Source organism: Acinetobacter sp. YH12131, assembly GCF_013418635.1.
Classification (GTDB): domain Bacteria; phylum Pseudomonadota; class Gammaproteobacteria; order Pseudomonadales; family Moraxellaceae; genus Acinetobacter; species Acinetobacter towneri.
The window spans coordinates 355,455-373,322 of sequence record NZ_VPBQ01000001.1 but is presented as its reverse complement, the minus strand read 5'-3'; the positions used below and the strand labels follow the sequence as shown (position 1 = coordinate 373,322).

Genomic DNA, 17,868 nt, shown 5'->3' with positions numbered 1-17,868 from the left:
TCATTCATCCTTTTGTTCAATCGGTTTTGCTTGTATGTGTTGATGGTCACGTAACAATTTCGCCACCCACACCACTAAAATTAAAATAGGGATTCCAATTAATGTGGTCATGAGGAAAAAGTTTGGATAACCAATATTGGTCACTATAGTACCTGAATAACCACCTAAAATCTTAGGAGTCAAGGTCATGAGTGAGCTAAAAATTGCATATTGCACAGCAGTAAATGACACACTGGTTAAACTGGATAAAAATGCGATAAAAGCCGCGCCCGCTAAACCTGAAGCCAAGTTATCGACAATAATCGCAAAATATAACCATGCTGTGCTATATGGCTTAATCACCTTGCCCTGAATTTCAACCATATTGTTTGAAGATGATTGAACGATCGGCAAAGGTTGTATATCTACATCCAAAGCATTGCCTTCATGTGTGTTTAAATCGACCTGATAGGTTTGGCTGTGTTGTTGTACTGTTTGCTGTCTATTCAATAATACGGCTTGCAGTTGTTTACTTGGTGAGTCTGCCAAAAGCTGCCCTGCAATCGCTGCCGTAAAAATTCCTTGTGCATCTAGTTTTGCATCAAAATTTTGACCATCTAGCTGCAGTACAATTTTTTGCTGTTCGGTTAAGGCAGGCCCTGCATATTGCCCACGTACGACAATACTGTTGCTGGCTTCATTTTCGCTAATACGATTATCCGAAGTCAGTGGTAAAAACTGGAGTTGTGCAGTTTCAATCTCAGTTTGGTGCAAATACGGCATCGACACTAAACGTGACGGCGTATCGCCCGTTTGGTATTGCGCACGTACCTGAATTTCATCCTGTGTTGCTAAAACCTGACTAGGCACAGCCACTTTCCAATATCCAACTTCATCGGCCTGGGTTTGATATTGTTGCTGCCCCACAGAAACTTGCACATCGCTCAGTTGCTGTCCTGACTTCACCAGACCAATAAAAATAAGATTGGTGGATGATGCCAACACCGCGCCAACAAACATTAATTTCATAATGTTCATACGCTGTGCCAGTAAACCGCCCAAGAAGCCACCCACTAAACTGAAAATGACCCCATAAACCTTAACCGCTTCGGCAATTTGTTCTTTGCTAAAGTTCAAATCCTGATAGAACACATTGGAAATTACACCTGCAATAATGTCTGAAACTCGATAAAAACCAATCAAGAGTAATAACACCAGTGCCAGTTTCATGCCGTAGCGTTTAAAGAAATCTGCAACAGGATGCACCCATGTTTCAAATGCCATCTGTTTATTGACTGCGCCCAATTTGACCAAAATTGTGCCCATGCCTACAGCAGCCGCACCCGATGCAATAAAACGTAAAGCTTCTATAGAAAATAATAAAAATGCATCTTTGAGTTGGAATTGTTGTTTTAAGGCTTCGGTAAAATTACCCGAAAAGACGTAGCACAATACAAAACTGAATACCGCAACAAAAAACACCGTAACCAGACGAAAATAGTCGCGTCGTTGATAATGCTTGCTGACCCGATTCACTTGCGGCTCACGAATCACCAAAGTCGTGATAATGCCAATCAGCATCACCGCAGCCATCGCCAAATAGGTAATTTTCCATGCACTATAAATATAGTTGCCTTTGGCTGTACCTAACGAGGCTGCCAAAAATAAAGCACCTGCCCCTGCGACAATCATCCCAATGCGATAGCCCGCGTTATAGGTCGATGCCAACACGGTTTGCATTTGAGTTTCAGCCAATTCGATACGGTAAGCATCAATCACAATGTCTTGCGTGGCTGCAGAAAAGCCTAGTAATACTGCACCCAATGCCATTTGATATAAATGCGCCTGCCCCAAAGCTGGGTCAGAAAATGCCATGACTGCAATTGCACAGACTATTAAACATTGAGCAATGAGCAGCCATGCCCGACGTCGCCCTAGTTTTTTGGTTAAATAGGGTACGGGTAATTCATCAATCAATGGTGCCCAAACAAATTTAAAGGAATAACCCAAGGCAGCCCAACTAAAGAAAGTGACCGCACTTTTGTCAATGCCTGCTTCGCCCAACCACAAAGATAGACTGGAAAAAATCAGTAAAATTGGAATACCTGCAGAGAAGCCCAAAAACAGCATAATCAGCGCACGACGGTCTAAAAATGCCGTAAATGCAGCTTTCCACCCTGTATTTTGTGCTGAAGTTTGCCCAGTCTGTTGTGTGGTCATTCGATTATTATTTTCTATCAAGTCAAATTGTTGTTATTCAATCGCGGAATAGCTTCTGTTTCAACAGTATTTATGAAATTATCCACAACAGCCTTGTCATTTTGTAGTAAAAATTACGGCTTAGCTTGAATTTTCCGCTTAAACCTGTATACCTTTAAACTTCTAACTGCAATATTTCGTTTTGGATTTCTACAGTGACCCAAAGACTTGATCAAATCACCCCATCAATGACAACCAACACAACAACAGCAGCGCAAGATGAACAACAACCGCTTCTCAGCTCTGCCTTTGAACAAAGCGAAATACAAACGACTTTAGAAAATACACGACTCAAAGCAACACAACTAACCCATATTCCAAATTACGATAACATTCCCGCTTCGACCCGACGCATTAAACCGCTGAATAATTTTTTAGGACAAGATCGGGCACGCGCTTCGGTGGAAGCAGGTATTTCCCTGCCATATTCTGGCTACAATATTTTTGCAGTGGGTACGGCGGGATTGGGCAAACGTACCATGGTCAAGCGTTTGCTGCAGCAACATGCCAAGAGCATGCCCACACCGAATGACTGGGTTTATGTCAATAATTTCAAACACCCGCGCCAACCGATTGCCTTGCAACTGCCTGCAGGTCAAGCGCCTAAATTTCAAAGTTTGTTACATCAAACTTGGCAAACTATTTTAAAGCAACTCGAACGTCGCTTTACCGCAGAAACCTATCACAACCGCATTGAAATGATTCGTCAGCAAGCGGGTGATGAACAGCAACAAGCCTTAATTGAGCTGACCAGTGAAGGTGAAGAACTCGATTTAAAACTGATTGCGCAGGAAGATGAACATTGCTTTGTACCCGTGCATCTGAAAAATGACAAAATGCAGGAAATGTCTAAGGAAGATATTAACGCCTTGGACAGCAAAACCCGTGCAGAAATTGCGTCCAATATTCGTTATATGAATAAAAAACTGGAGCGTTTGGGTTTGCATTTAGGCGATTTAGAAGATGACGCACGTGACAAAGTACAAGACCTGAACCGTGATATTGCCAAACAAGTGGTAATGCCACGCATTGATATTATTCAAAATAAATATCCTAGTGTCGAAGGTTTGACTGAATATTTACAATACTATGCCGAAGATATTATTAATAATGTCGAGTTTGTTTTAGAACAGGAAGAAGATGATTTCCGTCCTGGCACCTTTAGCCGTATTCCTGCGCGCTACCAAGCCAATATTATTGTGACGCACAAACCCAACAGCGGTGTACCTGTTATTTTTGAAGATTTTCCAACCCATTACAATTTATTGGGGCATGTAGAACAACTCACGCAAAACGGCACCATTACCACTGACTTCACCTTAATTCGTGCAGGTAGCTTACATAAAGCCAATGGCGGCTTTTTGATGCTCGAAGCAGAGCAGTTACTGGAACAGCCTTATGCATGGCAAGGACTGAAACGCGCTTTAAAATCGGGGCAATTGAAACTTTCATCTTTGGAACACATGCTAACTTTAACAGGCAGCATTTCCATTGAACCGCAAGCCATTCCACTAAATATTAAAGTGATTTTACTGGCAGAGCCTGAAATTTATTATGAAATTTTAGAGCTAGAACCCGAACTTGGCAGCGTGTTTAAAATCCGTGCCGACTTTACCGATACATTACAACGTAATGACGAAAACGAGCAGGCATATATGCAGCTGATTGCCGACTATGTGCAATCTGACAAATTATTACCATTTGACCGTTCTGCTTTGGCGGCTTTACTTACTGACTCAAGCCGTCAAGCTGAAGATCAAAGCTCACTCTCCTTACATGCCCTCACCTTGGGGGATTTAATTCGTGAATCGCATCACCATGCGGCACAGGCGGGCGATAAAACGGTTTCCGAACAGCATATCAATACCGCACTGGATCATCGCAAATATCGCTTAGGCTATTTAAGAGAACTGTACTGGCAAGATTTATCACGCGGTACGCAGTTAATAGAAACTCGCGGACATCGTTTGGGGCAAATTAATGCCCTGTCGGTCATTCACTATGCCGATGTCGAGTTTGGCTTACCTTCGCGCTTAACCGCCTCAGTCTATCAAGGCGGCGGCGATATTTTAGATATTGAACGCAGTGTTGAACTTGGCGGTTCTTTACATGCCAAAGGCGTGTTGTTGATGGCCAGTTTCCTCAAAGCACATTTTGGCCGTGAGCAAATTTTACATTTTTCTGCTGCCCTTGCCTTTGAGCAAAGTTATGGTCAGGTTGATGGTGACAGTGCAACAGTGGCAGAGCTTTCTGCTTTGATTTCTGCAATCAGCCAACTACCTATTGACCAATCTTGGGCCATTACAGGCTCCATGAACCAACTTGGTCAAGTACAGCCAATTGGTGGAGTGAATGCAAAAATTGAAGGTTTCTTTGATGCCTGCAAACTGCAAGGTTTAACTGGCAAGCAAGGCGTGATTATTCCACGTCAAAATATGCAGCACCTTATGTTGCGTAAAGATGTGATTGAAGCGGTAGAACAAGGTCAGTTCCACATTCACGCCATTGATACCATTGACCAAGCCTTAGAAATTTTAATGGCGCGTCCTGTGGGTAAACTCACTAAAAAAGGACGTTACAGTAAAGGTTCAATTTACGCTGCAGTGATGGAACAACTTGAGTATTGGCAAGCCATTGAAGATGGTGCTGAAATTGAAGAAGAGCCAAAGAAAAAGAAAAAGTCCAAGAAAGAAAAGGACAAAAAAGACCCAGAGAAAAAGGACAAAGCGCAAAAAGCCAAGAAAAAACAGAAATCGGCTGAACCATCTGATGCGGCAACTTCTGATGAAGTCACTGCTGAGTCGGCTGAAACTGCTGAACTTGCAACTAAAAGTACTGCGGTAAACTAAGTGCAGTGATTCAAATCAGCTATTCAAGTGAATTCCAGATATAAAAAAAGCGCCAAGGCGCTTTTTTTATATCAACTTTTTTGTATGGATGACTTTGGTCTAGTGTGACCCAAGTCCAATACTTTAAGCTTCAGGTGCTGGGCTGTATTGCTCAACTAAAGGCTTTAACTCACCTTTCTGGAACATATCCAACATAATATCGCTACCACCAATCAACTCACCGTTAATCCACAATTGTGGGAAAGTTGGCCAGTTGGCAATTTTTGGCAAAGTGGTACGAATATCCTGATTTTCTAAAATATTCACATAAGCAAAAGGACGACCAATTTGACTGAGTGCTTCTACTGCGCGCGCAGAAAAACCGCATTGTGGAAATTGTGGTGTGCCTTTCATGTAAAGAAGAACAGCATGTTTAGCAATTTGTTCACGAATTAACGCTTCGGTATCGCGTACTTGTTCAGTCATTGGTAAATCCTCAACTCATCTGTGTGGCATTATACCCAAAACCGAGCAAAACAGTACGTCTAAAGCAATAAATCCAATTTTATTTACAATTAGGCTTTTCATCTGCAGTAGATTTTGCTTATATAAGTTTTTCCCTCCAACCTAACAGATAAGAGTTAGTCATGAATAACATTACCCTTGCTCCTGTGCAAACTGATCAACCATCACATTTGATGCCTGTATTTGGCCGTCAGCCGATCAGCTTTGTCCGCGGTCGAGGTTCTTATCTTTATACTGAAGATGGCACAGAATATTTAGATGCACTTACAGGCATTGCCGTATGTGGTTTAGGTCACGCACACCCTGCAATTACCGAAGCCATTGCAGATCAGGCGGCTACCTTAATTCACACCAGTAACTTGTTTGAAGTGCCGTGGCAGACTGCTGCTGCACAAAAATTGGCGCAAGTTGCTGGCATGGAAGAAGTGTTTTTTTCAAACAGTGGCGCAGAGTCTAACGAAGGTGCAATTAAAATTGCACGTAAATTCGGTCATATGCAAGGCGTAGCCAATCCTAAAATTATTGTTGCAGATCACTCTTTCCACGGTCGTACTTTGGCTACCCTGTCTGCAACTGGCAATAAAAAAGTTCAGGAAGGTTTTGCACCTTTGGTTGAAGGCTTTATTCGTGTGCCTTTTGGTGATGTCGAAGCCATTGAAGAAGCTGCGATTCAGCATCCTGATATTGTGGCTATTTTAGTCGAGCCGATTCAGGGTGAAGGCGGTGTGAATACTGCACCACAAGGCTTTAGCTACCTAGAAGACATCCGCCGTATTTGTAATCAACACAACTGGCTGATGATGCTGGATGAAGTACAAACAGGAAATGGTCGTACAGGTAAATTCTTTGCTTATCAGCACACCAATATTGTGCCTGATGTATTGACTACAGCGAAAGGTTTGGGCAATGGCTTCCCAATTGGTGCAGTCATGACTCAAGGTCGTGGTGTGGGCGTTCTTACTGCTGGTAATCATGGCTCAACCTACAGTGGTACTGCGTTAGGTTCACGCGTGGTTTACACTGTTATTGACACCATCCAGAAAGAAAACTTGGTAGAAAATGCAGCAAAAATGGGTGGCTACATTGTGGAACAATTGCGTCAACAACTCGCAGACCAAAATGTAAGCGTGCGTGGTTTTGGCTTGATGATTGGTATTGAATTACCAAAACCATGTGCAGAGTTGGTCGATATTGCCCGCGATGAATACAAAATGATTATTAATGTAACTGCAGGTTCTGTAGTGCGTTTATTGCCAACATTAAATATTACTCAAGCCCAGGCAGATCAATTGATTGAACGCCTTGTAGCAATGATTAAAAAATTCTTGGCTTAAATAAATCCCTAACAAAAAGCCGCAGTTTGAACTGCGGCTTTTTGCTAAATAAATGGTCGATCAGTATATTATCAACATTCAATTAAGATGCTTCTTGAAACACTCGCCCACCCGGCAATTGAGAAAAATATTGTTTTAAGGCTTCCAAACAACGATGTACTTTCATCGGTTGTTGCTCATGTTTGGAAATGATTGCATACAAGGTAAATGCGGGTAATTTCCACTCAGGCAAAATTTCAACCAAACTGCCATTAAGCAAATCTTTTTGAATATCCAAATGCAAAATTCGCGCAAGCCCATGCCCTTGCATACACAAAGATTTAGACACCAACACATTATTGGTCGATAGACGCGAGCCCAACTCTACATCCACATTTTCAGCAGTGCTGATATGCTTAAAATTGAGTTGCTGAAAATTCTTCATAATGGTTAATGGAATTAACTCGTGATGTTTTAAATCTTCAGGACGTGAAATGGGCGCGGTTTGATTTAAATAACTAGGTGATGCGACTAAAACTTGGTCAATAAGTGCAATAGGAATCACATGCTGGTTTTGATCTTCAATTATTGGACTCATACGCAGCGCAATATCAATACGACCATCAATCAGGTCAATGTATTGATTGTCGGTTTCTAGATGTACAGACAAGCCACGATGGGCAGACAGCCAATGAGAAAGTGCGGGAATCACATGGTTCGCGGCTAATTCTGGAGTGGTGGCAATTCTTAAATCACCGACCAAATCATCTCTTAACTCATTAATGCGTATTTTACCACGCTCAGCAGCGGCGAGCATTTCTTGACAACTGTGGAAAAAAGCTTGTCCTGCTTCAGTCAAACTCAGTTTTCTAGTAGAACGATGCAGAAGCGTGACTTCCATATCTTGTTCTAGTGAACGGATTTGCTGACTGACGGCGCTGGTGGTGATCCCTAAATCACGTGCTGCACCGCTAAACGAGCTTTTTTCAACAACACAAGCAAATACACCCATTGCTCGAAGTTGATCTAACATAAATTCCCTCTGAAATTATAATCGTTGCCCTCATCTATCGATAAAAGCAACTTATTGTATTATACGGTGAAATTTATGCTTTGTATTCGTGATATTTAATTTATTGGTAAAACATTAGTTGGATTGATTGGCTTGCCATCTAGACGTACCTGAAACTCCAACATGGTACGTGTTGCACCAGAAGAACCCATTTCAGCAATCTTTTGACCCGCTGTGACATTTTGACCACTGCTCACATTCATCTTACTGTTATGTGCATAGGCGGTGATATAACCATCAATGTGCTTGATTAAAATCAAGTTCCCATATTCTTTTAATCCATCTGCAGCATAAACCACCTGCCCATCTGCTGCGGCATAAATTGGATCGCCCACATTGCCACCGTAACGAATTCCTTTGATATTACTTGCCAAATTAAACTGTGCAATCACAGCACCTTGTGATGGTTTCACCCAGCGCAATGTGCTGCTACGCACAGGTGTACTTGGTGTGGTTGAGCTAGTGGTCGTGGTTGTAGTCGATGTTACCGGTGCAGGTGTCACAGGTGTCGTTGGTAATGTGACTGTTTGACGTTGAATTGGTGCAGCCTGTGTTACAGGGCGAGTGCTTGTTGTACGTGGTGCATTGCCCGCTTTCAAACGAATCGACTGCCCGACATAAATACGATACGGCGGTGCAATATCATTCATTTCTGCAATGCTGAGATAGCTCAAACCATAACGTGCAGCGATACCACTTAAAGTATCACCTGAACGTACAGTATAAAAATTCGGCGCTGTTGCATAACGCGCAGAATTATTCACTTGAGGTTTAGAGGCACAACCACTCAACACGACGGTAGCCACAACAGCACTTGATAACACTAAGGTTTTCAACAATGCTGTTGGTGTGCTAAATAAACGATACTGAAACACCACAGGCATTCTTTCCTCTCTACAAATTCTAAATATTTTCTATTGCGCTAAGAGTAGCAAAAAAGTCCTTGTAATGAGGCTTACAAGCTACTTTTTCACAAAGTTATAACATTAGTTAGCCAATTTGGGAAAATTGACTGTGCAATGATTGCAAAACGTCATAATTGGTGGCATCCATCTGAATTGGTGTCACGCTGACATAGCCATTTGCTACCGCAAAAAAATCAGACTCAATTTCAGTTAAGCCTTTTTTCGGTGCAGCCACTGCCTCGCCCGACAAACCAATCCAATACACTTGACGCCCTCGTGGATCGACCTGACTAGTAATTGGCTTAGATTGGGTACGCTGTCCTTGATAGGTAATTTTTGTGCCCTGCAACACTGGCACATCTGGAATATTCACATTAAAAATATGTCGTGCAGGTAAACTTGGTAAACCTTGAGCAATAAAGTCATGTACCCACTGCGCTGCCTGCATATAATCTTGCGGATGCTGATAAGCACGTACATTATGCCCTGCAAGTGATACCGCAATCGCAGGCTGTTTCATCAAACGTCCTTCAAATGCCGCACCGACTGTGCCTGAGTACAGTACATCATCCCCTAGATTTGCACCGCTGTTAATGCCGCTGACCACCAAATCAAATTCGAAATCGAACAATCCATTCATCGACAAATAGACACAGTCTGCAGGTGTACCATTCACTGCCCAGACATCTTCAGCAATTTGCACAGGACGTAATGGTCGGTCTAAAGTCAGCGCACTCGAAAAACCACTGCGTTCACTTTCGGGTGCAACAATCACCACGCGACCCAAAGGTTTTAAGGCTTTCGCCAAAGCTTGGATACCAGGTGCAAACACGCCATCATCATTGGCTATCAAAATATTCACAGAAAAATCTCAGATAAAACAAATATAAAGGTTATATACTAAAATATAGCAACGTCGGTTCAATCTTAAACTTGTTTGTGCCTGATTCATGCCTAAGCACATTTAATAAGCACACGACAACAAAATGACTGATCAGCACATTTCATTGAAATATACAAAAGATTATATATATTTAGCGCTTAACATCCATCCAAAAATATATGTGATTCTCATGATTTTAGCTTTGTCATTTCGTCGTTTATTGGGTCTAGGTTTTGCTGCTGTATTAACGCAGTCTGTAATTGCAGAAGATTTGACTGCAGCAGAAGCCAATACGATTGTGAAAGAAGATGTTGCAGCGGCACAAGTCATGACTGAAATGTGCCCTGCACTGATTGGAAAAAATGCAAAATTAGATGCCAATATTCAAGCACTGATTCAAACTTATCTACAAGATTATTCAGAATCGAACATGACGCTTGCCAAACTACAAGCCGACGCAGAATATCAATCCGTTTTAGCTGAAGCGCGTGAAGCAGCAAAAGATACAGCCAAAGAAGAGCAAAAAGTAGTGTGTCAGGAAGCTTTAGAATTAGCACTTTAAATCACATGATTTAAATACTATTTTGAGCCTGTAAATAATTTTGCATACTCACCCTTTAAGGCAAACTTTCAAAGTTTGCCTTAAATTTTATGCTTAGTTTTTATATCTGGTATTTTTCCACTATTATTTTACGCTTTATATCAAGCCACTGATTTTCAAATTTCAGACTTTAATCTTCACTTTTTATACATGATTTGCGCTCAGATCACACAGCTTTAATACATTTTCACTCTTTCAATTCGCAAATAAATGATTCATCTTATAAGCACTTAAATGAATCGGTAGATTCAGTTCAAACAATATTTAAGGTACTTGATATGCAATTTTCTGGCTTAAAAAATTCACGTGCAGTTCATTTTTTTGGCGCAGTTGCGCTCAGTTTGGGTTTAAGTCAAGCCGCAATTGCGCAAGAAGAAAATATTGAAGTGACGCCATTACAACAAGTGACTCAGCAAGAATTAGCCGCTATTTATGTGTTATCTGAAGTTTGCCCTTCACTAGTCAAAGAACAAGATCAATTTCATCAGGGTTATACAAAACTTGCCCAAGAATATATGCCTAAAGAAAAAGACGCTGTTACTGCCTTAAGTAAACTCAGCAAACAAAAAAGCTTCCAGCCAATTTTAAAAGAAGCCCGTGCCGATGCCAAAGCTGCTGGAACAGCCAAAAACCAAGCAATTTGCCAAGAATTGACAGCATATAGCAGATAATACAATTTGGTTACAATACTTTTATCAATAAGCCGATTTCTCCCATAGAAGTCGGCTGAGCTTTGCCCTAAAATGCTAGCTCTTTTGTGCATACCTCAAGTATTGGAACCTCTTAGAATGACCCCAAAAAGCGCCCTTGCTGCATTATTACTATTACCAAGCTTTTCTTATGCAGCAACTGTCTTAGCTACACCACCAGAACTCAATAACAAATCATACGTTTTGATGGATTATGAGACGGGACAAATTTTAGCTTCAAAAAATGAAAACGAAAAACTCGCCCCTGCCTCAATGACCAAAATGATGACTAGTTTCATCATTGAACAAAAGTTATTAAAAGGCGAACTCACGGAAGATGAACAAGTCCGCATGAATGAGTCTGCATGGTGTCGTGGCAGCAGCACAGAATCATGTATGTATGTTCCTTTAAATGGCACAGCAACCGTACTTGAAATGCTACGCGGAATTATCGTGCAATCGGGCAACGATGCATCTAAAGCCATGGCAGAGCACATTGCAGGTAATGAAGGCACATTCGTTCACATGATGAATGAAGAAGCCAAACGTATTGGCATGAGCAATACCCAGTTTATGAACTCTACGGGTATGCCTGCTGAAGGTCACTTTTCTACCGCAAAAGATATGGCGACTTTAGCGCAGCACATCATCCATGACAGCTCAAAATACTACCCAATTTATTCTGAAAAAGAGTTTTCTTTTAATGGAATTAAACAAGGCAACCGTAATGCCCTGTTATATACCGACCCAAGCGTGGATGGTTTAAAAACAGGTCATACCAACGAAGCGGGTTACTGCTTAACCACTTCATCTAAACGTGGCCCAATGCGTTTAATTTCGGTGATTTTTGGTGCGCCAACCATGCAAGCTCGTGCAACTCAAACTCGTGAATTGTTAGCTTGGGGTTATGCAAACTACGAAACTGTACGTGTACAGCCTGCCAACCAAGTCTTAGCTAAAGCAAAAGTATGGTACGGTAAAAGCAAAGAAGCACAAATTGGTTTGCCAGAAAACTTTAACGTGACCATGCCAAAAGGCAAAGCCAACCAAATTAAAACTCAATTGGTGGTTCAACCTAAATTGACTGCTCCTTTGAAAAAAGGTCAAGTGATTGGTAAATATGTCGCAACCTTAGATGGTAAAGTGATTGCTGAAAAACCATTGGTGGCGTTGCAGGAAGTGGAAGAAGCGGGTTTCTTTGCACGTATGCTAGACCATATCAAACAATTCTTTAGCAACTTATTCTAAGATTCATAAGCTTAGACTAAAGCGCAAAGCACACATGCCCGCATGTGTGCTTTTTTATTTTATACTGTCCTCAATCCTAAATTTATAAGCTAAAGATTTGTCCATCATGAAAAAAAATGTGCGTGCTTATTTAGAGCAAACCCCAAAAATTGACGCTAGCTGCTATGTAGATGAATTGTCGGTGGTAATTGGTGATGTGCATTTGGCCGCAAATGTATCGGTTTGGCCATTTGCTGTGATTCGTGGTGATGTTAACCATATTCGGATTGGTCAAAATTCCAATGTACAAGATCATGCCATGCTGCATGTCAGCCATAAAAAAGCCGACAAACCTGAAGGTTCACCGCTGATTATTGGCGAAGATGTCACGGTTGGACATGGTGTGACCTTGCACGGCTGCACCATTGGCAATCGGGTGTTATTGGGCATCAACACAATTGTTTTGGATGATGTCATTATTGAAGATGATGTGATGATTGGCGCAGGGTCTTTAGTACCTCCGCGTAAGCGTTTGGAAAGTGGTTATTTGTACGTGGGTAGCCCTGTGCAAAAAGTTCGTCCTTTAACTGACAAGGAAAAAGAGTTTTTACCTTATTCTGCACGACACTATGTAAAAGTGGCGGGGAATTATCAATAATCCCCCCCTCAAAGTTCTTTTTGATTGTTGTAATTTGAGGGATTACACGTTCTGCACCGTTAATTTTAAACTCAGTGTATGAATGACATGATTAATCTTATCAAATCGAGAGGCTGAATCTTGACTTAGAGTTTTATACAAAGCTTTACGGTCAATATCTGCCTCTTTTTCTATTTGTGCAATAGCTTTGACTTTGGCAACAACACCTAGCGCAAATGAGATCACATCCAGCATCACCAAATGAATCAAAGAACAAAGTACCCCTCACATCTTCCCACAACTACACAAACCTACATTTACAGTTTTAAAGAAATCCCCTTTCAACATAGCCACATCCCCCTAAATTTTGTAGAATATGCGTTTTACCCCATGGTGCTTTTCAATGACCGCTTGGACTGCTCACGTTACTGTCGCCACCGTTATCGAAAAAAACGGAAAATTCCTGTTTGTTGAAGAACATACAGAAGGTGTGACGCATAGCGTGTTTAATCAGCCTGCAGGGCATGTTGAAGCGGGCGAAAGCTTAATTGAAGCTGCATTGCGTGAAACCATGGAGGAAACTGGGCATCAGGTCAAAATTAATGCTTTATTGGGTATTTATAGTTATACCCCGCCCATGTTTCCCGACCGCACCTATTACCGTTTCTGCTTTTTAGCCGAATCGCTGCAACATGATGTGCAAGCCCAGCTCGATCCAGACATTATCGGTACTGTGTGGATGTCTGCAGATGAACTGGCTGAATCTGCACGTGCCCGTAGTCCGTTGGTAATGAGAGCGGTTCAAGATGCGCTCAGTGGTCAGTCTTATCCTTTAGCGCTCATTTACGAGCACCAAAATTCTCCCCTAATTTCAAGTTTGGATGCCTAATCCTATGCAACAACGTGTCATCGTCGGTATGTCAGGTGGTGTAGATTCATCTGTTTCTGCTGCACTTCTACTTCAACAAGGTTATCAGGTTGAAGGGCTTTTCATGAAAAACTGGGAAGAAGATGACGGCACCGAATATTGCACTGCAATGGAAGATCTTGCCGATGCGCAAGCGGTGTGCGACAAACTAGGCATTAAGTTACACACCGCTAACTTTGCTATGGAATACTGGGATCGTGTTTTTGAGCATTTTCTTGCCGAATATGCCGCAGGACGCACGCCAAACCCAGATATTTTATGTAATAAAGAAATTAAGTTCCGTGCTTTTTTAGATCACGCCATGAATTTAGGTGCAGATTTTATTGCTACAGGCCACTACGCTCGTCGTGGTGAAACGCAGTACAACTCCAAAGGTGAAGCCTACGCTCCACTGTTACGTGGTTTAGATAAAAATAAAGATCAGACCTATTTCTTACATGCAGTGCATGGTCGTGAAATCAATAAAACCTTGTTCCCTGTGGGCGAAATTGAAAAGCCGCAAGTCCGAAAAATTGCCGAAGAACTAGATTTAGTCACTGCCAAGAAAAAAGACTCGACAGGGATTTGCTTTATTGGTGAACGTCGCTTTAATGATTTCTTAAAACAATATTTGCCTGCTCAAGCTGGAAAAATTGTTTTAGACGATGGCAAAGAGGTTGGTGAACATCACGGCTTAATGTACTATACGCTCGGTCAGCGTGGCGGGATTGGTATTGGCGGCTTAAAAGGTGTTGCTGAAGGTGCATGGTTTGTCCTGCATAAAGATATTGAAAACAATCGTTTAGTGATTGGTCAAGGTCATGAACATCCACTCATGCAAAGCACTATTTTATGGAGCGAAGCAATTGATTGGGTGGCAGGTGAACAAGAAATTCCAGCGTCAGGCTTCCGTTGTACTTGTCGCACTCGCTATCGCCAAGATGATCAGGACTGTGTAATTTTCAATGATGACAGCATGCCTGGCGGTGTACGTGTGGAATTTGATGAACCACAACGTGCAGTCACTCCTGGTCAAAGTGTCGTATTCTATTCAGGCGAAATGTGTTTAGGCGGTGGTGTGATTCACCATACCAATGCACCTAAACCCGATTTTATTTAAGGATTGTTTTGGATGACAGAGTTACCGTTTCAACAGTCACCAACTCTGAATGTTCGCCAAAATCGTGCCTTGGCGTTAGCGGGTGTGTTTCAAGCCACCCAGCTCACGCACATGACTGCACTCACAGGCAGACAAAGTATTGGTGAAAGCGGTAACTTTTATTTTGAGCAATTAATTAAAGCCAGTTTAAATATCCGTCCGAGTAGCAATCACAGTTCGCAAACTTTGGATTTTTTTAATCATTTGGCCGATATTTCTTTGGGTTTAAAAACGCTAGAAAGCAGCATCAACCAACCTTTTAATACTGCTCCTAAATCGCGTTTACCTAAACTATCCAATACCAAACTACCCATGTCGTATGCGATGGCACTCTTACAATTAGAAAAGAAAGTGTATAGCAATCCTAAATACGTCGAAATTATTGAGCAGTCACAGCAAAAAATCTTAAAACAACTTTCATTTTTTGATCATAACTATTTGCATCCCAGTATTATTGCCAATTTAGCCCAAACCTATGTCGATACTGCGGGACAAATTAACCCGCGCATTATGGTACGTGGCAATGCAGAAGCATTTAAGGATTCTGCACATACCAACCGAATTCGAGCTTCGCTTTTTACAGGCTTACAAATGGCACACCTTTGGCGTCAACTTGGTGGCAGTTCATGGGGCATGGTATTTAGCAAACGTAAATTATTACGTGATATTCAAGATCTGGCGCGTTTACAGTATCAGGTGGTTTAAACTATGCTGAACACGCTTTTGTTTTAGGTTTAATTCCAAAGTTTAAGGAATCGATATGAACGCTTTAACCGCACTTTCTCCATTAGATGGGCGCTATGCAAGCAAATGTGATGCTCTCCGCCCTTTCCTCTCTGAGTTTGGTTTAATCCATGCTCGTGTGACTGTTGAAGTGCGTTGGTTACAAGCGCTTGCCAATCGTCCTGAAATTACCGAAGTACCTGCTTTCAGTGCTGCAACGAATGCTGCATTAGATGCAATTGTTGCAGATTTCTCTGAAGATGATGCCAACCGCATTAAAGAAATTGAACGCACCACCAACCATGACGTAAAAGCAGTTGAATATTTCTTAAAAGAAAAAATTGCCAACATTGATGAGTTAAAAAATGCAGGTGAGTTCATTCACTTTGCTTGTACTTCAGAAGACATCAACAACTTGTCACATGCTTTAATGCTTAAAAATGGTCGTGAAGTATTGGTTGCAGCGATGCAGCAAATCATTGATTCGATTGTTGCATTGGCAGAAAAACACGCAGATCAACCAATGTTGTCACGTACTCACGGTCAAACTGCAAGCCCAACAACTTTGGGTAAAGAAATGGCAAACGTGGCATATCGTCTTGCACGTCAAATCAAACAGTTCAAGCAAGTTGAGCTTTTGGGCAAAATCAATGGTGCAGTAGGTAACTACAACGCTCACCTTTCTGCATACCCAGAAATCAACTGGCCTGCACATTCTCAAGCATTTGTAGAGTCTTTAGGTTTAAGCTTTAACCCATACACGACTCAAATTGAGCCACACGACTATATGGCAGAATTGTTTGATGCGCTACGTCGTTTCAACACCATTCTAATCGACTTCAACCGTGACGTTTGGGGCTACATCTCACTTGGTTTCTTCAAGCAAAAACTGAAAGAAGGTGAAGTTGGTTCTTCAACCATGCCGCACAAAGTAAACCCAATTGACTTTGAAAACTCTGAAGGTAACTTGGGTATCGCCAATGCAGTCTTGGCTCACTTAGGCGAAAAATTACCAATCTCTCGCTGGCAACGTGACTTAACTGACTCGACTGTATTGCGTAATATGGGTGTTGGTTTTGCACAAAGCTTGATCGCATTTGAAGCTTGCTCTAAAGGTATTGGCAAACTTGAATTGAACGCACAACGTATTCTTGAAGATTTAGACAATGCTCAAGAAGTATTGGCTGAGCCAATTCAAACTGTGATGCGTCGTTATAACATCGAAAAACCATACGAAAAATTAAAAGCTCTTACACGTGGTCAAGCTATGACACGTGACATGATGGTAGATTTCGTGAATGGTAATGAGTTGGAAGGCGTTCCTGCAGCAGATCGCGCACGTTTAGCGACAATGACGCCTGCAACTTACACAGGTAATGCAGCTGAACAAGCAAAACAAATTCAAGATTTAATTGCTAAAATCTAATTTGTAAAAGCATTCATCACAATACAAAAATGCGAAGCTTCGGCTTCGCATTTTTATTAGAATAAAACAAATCTTCCAACTTAAACATCACATGCAAAATCAATTCCGCATTCAACATTACTGTGCTTTAGGCTTGGTTATACTCGCCATGCTTGCTGCCAGTATTCAACCACTGGAATTTGAATCGTATCTACTGCATCAGGCAGGCACAGTTTTTATGCTCGCGGCTTTATTGATTGCGTTTAAAAAAGTAGGACTGAGTTTTTCTAGCTTTGTGCTGTATTTAATATTTTTACTGATTCATATTGTCGGAGCACATTATCTGTATTCTTATGTACCCTATAATGATTGGATTTTGCACAGCTTTGGCTTCAATTTAGATCAGAGCATGGGTTGGTCACGCAATATGTATGACCGTTTTGTGCATTTGGCTTATGGTATTTTGCTCTATCCTGTTTTATTGCGCTTGTTTGAAGTCTGGTTTCCAAAAAACAAACCTATCGTTTTATATCTTTTGGTCATTCAATTTATCATGGCAAGCAGTTTAATTTATGAATGGGTGGAATGGCTCATTGCGCTTGGCTTATCGCCAGAAGATGCTGAAAATTATAATGGTCAGCAAGGTGATATTTGGGATGCACACATGGATATGCTTTTAGCAACGATAGGAGCAATGCTGATGGGATGCTTCTACTTGATCAAGAAACCCTAACAGGATGCCTCTTTCGTACTAAA

At 41.5% G+C, this 17,868-nt stretch carries 17 protein-coding genes; 11 read left to right on the top strand and 6 right to left on the bottom strand.

The window, feature by feature from the left end:
- On the bottom strand, window positions 1-2,199 hold the full coding sequence (locus FTU66_RS01820) for an MFS transporter (protein WP_004971628.1): 2,199 nt from the start codon (window positions 2,197-2,199) through the stop codon (window positions 1-3).
- Window positions 2,200-2,393: 194 nt separating this feature from the next.
- On the opposite strand from FTU66_RS01820, the gene FTU66_RS01815 reads away from it, so the two are divergent.
- On the top strand, window positions 2,394-5,087 hold the full coding sequence (locus tag FTU66_RS01815; RefSeq protein WP_180112215.1) for an ATP-binding protein: 2,694 nt from the start codon (window positions 2,394-2,396) through the stop codon (window positions 5,085-5,087).
- Between the two features lie 123 nt (window positions 5,088-5,210).
- On the opposite strand, the gene grxD is transcribed toward FTU66_RS01815, so the two are convergent.
- The gene (gene grxD / locus FTU66_RS01810) at window positions 5,211-5,552 is read right to left on the bottom strand and encodes a Grx4 family monothiol glutaredoxin (protein ID WP_019837647.1); all 342 of its coding nucleotides are present in this window, start codon (window positions 5,550-5,552) and stop codon (window positions 5,211-5,213) included.
- 161 nt (window positions 5,553-5,713) lie between these two features.
- Between grxD and FTU66_RS01805 the strand changes: the two genes are divergently transcribed.
- Entirely contained in the window at window positions 5,714-6,925 is a 1,212-nt protein-coding gene (locus FTU66_RS01805) for an aspartate aminotransferase family protein (protein WP_131261143.1), read from the top strand.
- Window positions 6,926-7,007: 82 nt separating this feature from the next.
- On the opposite strand, the gene FTU66_RS01800 is transcribed toward FTU66_RS01805, so the two are convergent.
- From FTU66_RS01800 to surE, 3 genes are all read right to left on the bottom strand, one after another.
- The gene (locus FTU66_RS01800; protein WP_131261144.1) at window positions 7,008-7,937 is read right to left on the bottom strand and encodes a LysR family transcriptional regulator; all 930 of its coding nucleotides are present in this window, start codon (window positions 7,935-7,937) and stop codon (window positions 7,008-7,010) included.
- A gap of 95 nt (window positions 7,938-8,032) precedes the next feature.
- The gene (locus tag FTU66_RS01795) at window positions 8,033-8,860 is read right to left on the bottom strand and encodes a peptidoglycan DD-metalloendopeptidase family protein (protein ID WP_096901076.1); all 828 of its coding nucleotides are present in this window, start codon (window positions 8,858-8,860) and stop codon (window positions 8,033-8,035) included.
- A 106-nt stretch (window positions 8,861-8,966) separates the two neighbouring features.
- Window positions 8,967-9,743, bottom strand: coding sequence for a 5'/3'-nucleotidase SurE (gene surE / locus FTU66_RS01790; RefSeq protein WP_096901077.1), 777 nt, complete (start codon window positions 9,741-9,743; stop codon window positions 8,967-8,969).
- Between the two features lie 211 nt (window positions 9,744-9,954).
- Between surE and FTU66_RS01785 the strand changes: the two genes are divergently transcribed.
- The 4 genes from FTU66_RS01785 to FTU66_RS01770 all read left to right on the top strand — a co-directional run bounded on the left by FTU66_RS01785 (window position 9,955) and on the right by FTU66_RS01770 (window position 12,939).
- Window positions 9,955-10,326, top strand: a complete 372-nt coding sequence (locus tag FTU66_RS01785; RefSeq protein WP_026438310.1) for an MCR_0457 family protein — start codon at window positions 9,955-9,957, stop codon at window positions 10,324-10,326.
- A 317-nt stretch (window positions 10,327-10,643) separates the two neighbouring features.
- Window positions 10,644-11,036 carry an MCR_0457 family protein gene (locus FTU66_RS01780; protein WP_004971644.1) on the top strand — a complete coding sequence of 131 codons (393 nt, stop codon included), beginning with the start codon at window positions 10,644-10,646 and terminating at the stop codon, window positions 11,034-11,036.
- Between the two features lie 117 nt (window positions 11,037-11,153).
- Window positions 11,154-12,302 carry a D-alanyl-D-alanine carboxypeptidase PBP5/6 gene (dacC, locus tag FTU66_RS01775; RefSeq protein WP_004971646.1) on the top strand — a complete coding sequence of 383 codons (1,149 nt, stop codon included), beginning with the start codon at window positions 11,154-11,156 and terminating at the stop codon, window positions 12,300-12,302.
- 106 nt (window positions 12,303-12,408) lie between these two features.
- Window positions 12,409-12,939, top strand: coding sequence for a gamma carbonic anhydrase family protein (locus FTU66_RS01770; protein WP_004971648.1), 531 nt, complete (start codon window positions 12,409-12,411; stop codon window positions 12,937-12,939).
- 42 nt (window positions 12,940-12,981) lie between these two features.
- On the opposite strand, the gene FTU66_RS01765 is transcribed toward FTU66_RS01770, so the two are convergent.
- Window positions 12,982-13,188, bottom strand: a complete 207-nt coding sequence (locus FTU66_RS01765; RefSeq protein WP_104851773.1) for a DNA-binding protein — start codon at window positions 13,186-13,188, stop codon at window positions 12,982-12,984.
- 133 nt (window positions 13,189-13,321) lie between these two features.
- Between FTU66_RS01765 and FTU66_RS01760 the strand changes: the two genes are divergently transcribed.
- The 5 genes from FTU66_RS01760 (at window position 13,322) to FTU66_RS01740 (ending at window position 17,845) form a co-directional block, all read left to right on the top strand.
- The gene (locus tag FTU66_RS01760) at window positions 13,322-13,807 is read left to right on the top strand and encodes an NUDIX hydrolase (protein ID WP_180072263.1); all 486 of its coding nucleotides are present in this window, start codon (window positions 13,322-13,324) and stop codon (window positions 13,805-13,807) included.
- Window positions 13,808-13,811: 4 nt separating this feature from the next.
- Entirely contained in the window at window positions 13,812-14,945 is a 1,134-nt protein-coding gene (mnmA, locus tag FTU66_RS01755) for a tRNA 2-thiouridine(34) synthase MnmA (protein ID WP_104851771.1), read from the top strand.
- Between the two features lie 12 nt (window positions 14,946-14,957).
- Window positions 14,958-15,689 carry a high frequency lysogenization protein HflD gene (gene hflD, locus FTU66_RS01750; RefSeq protein ID WP_004971659.1) on the top strand — a complete coding sequence of 244 codons (732 nt, stop codon included), beginning with the start codon at window positions 14,958-14,960 and terminating at the stop codon, window positions 15,687-15,689.
- A 55-nt stretch (window positions 15,690-15,744) separates the two neighbouring features.
- Window positions 15,745-17,133: an adenylosuccinate lyase gene (gene purB / locus FTU66_RS01745; RefSeq protein WP_019837658.1), complete on the top strand. Its 1,389-nt coding sequence runs from the start codon at window positions 15,745-15,747 to the stop codon at window positions 17,131-17,133.
- A 91-nt stretch (window positions 17,134-17,224) separates the two neighbouring features.
- Window positions 17,225-17,845, top strand: a complete 621-nt coding sequence (locus tag FTU66_RS01740) for a DUF2238 domain-containing protein (protein WP_004971662.1) — start codon at window positions 17,225-17,227, stop codon at window positions 17,843-17,845.
- The last annotated feature ends 23 nt before the right edge of the window (window positions 17,846-17,868 follow it).

Coding starts and splice junctions, on each gene's coding strand:
- FTU66_RS01740 (WP_004971662.1), top strand. CDS start 17,225: ATGCAAAATCAATTCCGCATTCAACATTACTGTGCTTTAGGCTTGGTT.
- FTU66_RS01770 (WP_004971648.1), top strand. CDS start 12,409: ATGAAAAAAAATGTGCGTGCTTATTTAGAGCAAACCCCAAAAATTGAC.
- dacC (WP_004971646.1), top strand. CDS start 11,154: ATGACCCCAAAAAGCGCCCTTGCTGCATTATTACTATTACCAAGCTTT.
- FTU66_RS01785 (WP_026438310.1), top strand. CDS start 9,955: ATGATTTTAGCTTTGTCATTTCGTCGTTTATTGGGTCTAGGTTTTGCT.
- grxD (WP_019837647.1), bottom strand. CDS start 5,552: ATGACTGAACAAGTACGCGATACCGAAGCGTTAATTCGTGAACAAATT.
- mnmA (WP_104851771.1), top strand. CDS start 13,812: ATGCAACAACGTGTCATCGTCGGTATGTCAGGTGGTGTAGATTCATCT.
- FTU66_RS01780 (WP_004971644.1), top strand. CDS start 10,644: ATGCAATTTTCTGGCTTAAAAAATTCACGTGCAGTTCATTTTTTTGGC.
- FTU66_RS01795 (WP_096901076.1), bottom strand. CDS start 8,860: ATGCCTGTGGTGTTTCAGTATCGTTTATTTAGCACACCAACAGCATTG.
- hflD (WP_004971659.1), top strand. CDS start 14,958: ATGACAGAGTTACCGTTTCAACAGTCACCAACTCTGAATGTTCGCCAA.
- FTU66_RS01805 (WP_131261143.1), top strand. CDS start 5,714: ATGAATAACATTACCCTTGCTCCTGTGCAAACTGATCAACCATCACAT.
- purB (WP_019837658.1), top strand. CDS start 15,745: ATGAACGCTTTAACCGCACTTTCTCCATTAGATGGGCGCTATGCAAGC.
- FTU66_RS01760 (WP_180072263.1), top strand. CDS start 13,322: ATGACCGCTTGGACTGCTCACGTTACTGTCGCCACCGTTATCGAAAAA.
- FTU66_RS01800 (WP_131261144.1), bottom strand. CDS start 7,937: ATGTTAGATCAACTTCGAGCAATGGGTGTATTTGCTTGTGTTGTTGAA.
- FTU66_RS01820 (WP_004971628.1), bottom strand. CDS start 2,199: ATGACCACACAACAGACTGGGCAAACTTCAGCACAAAATACAGGGTGG.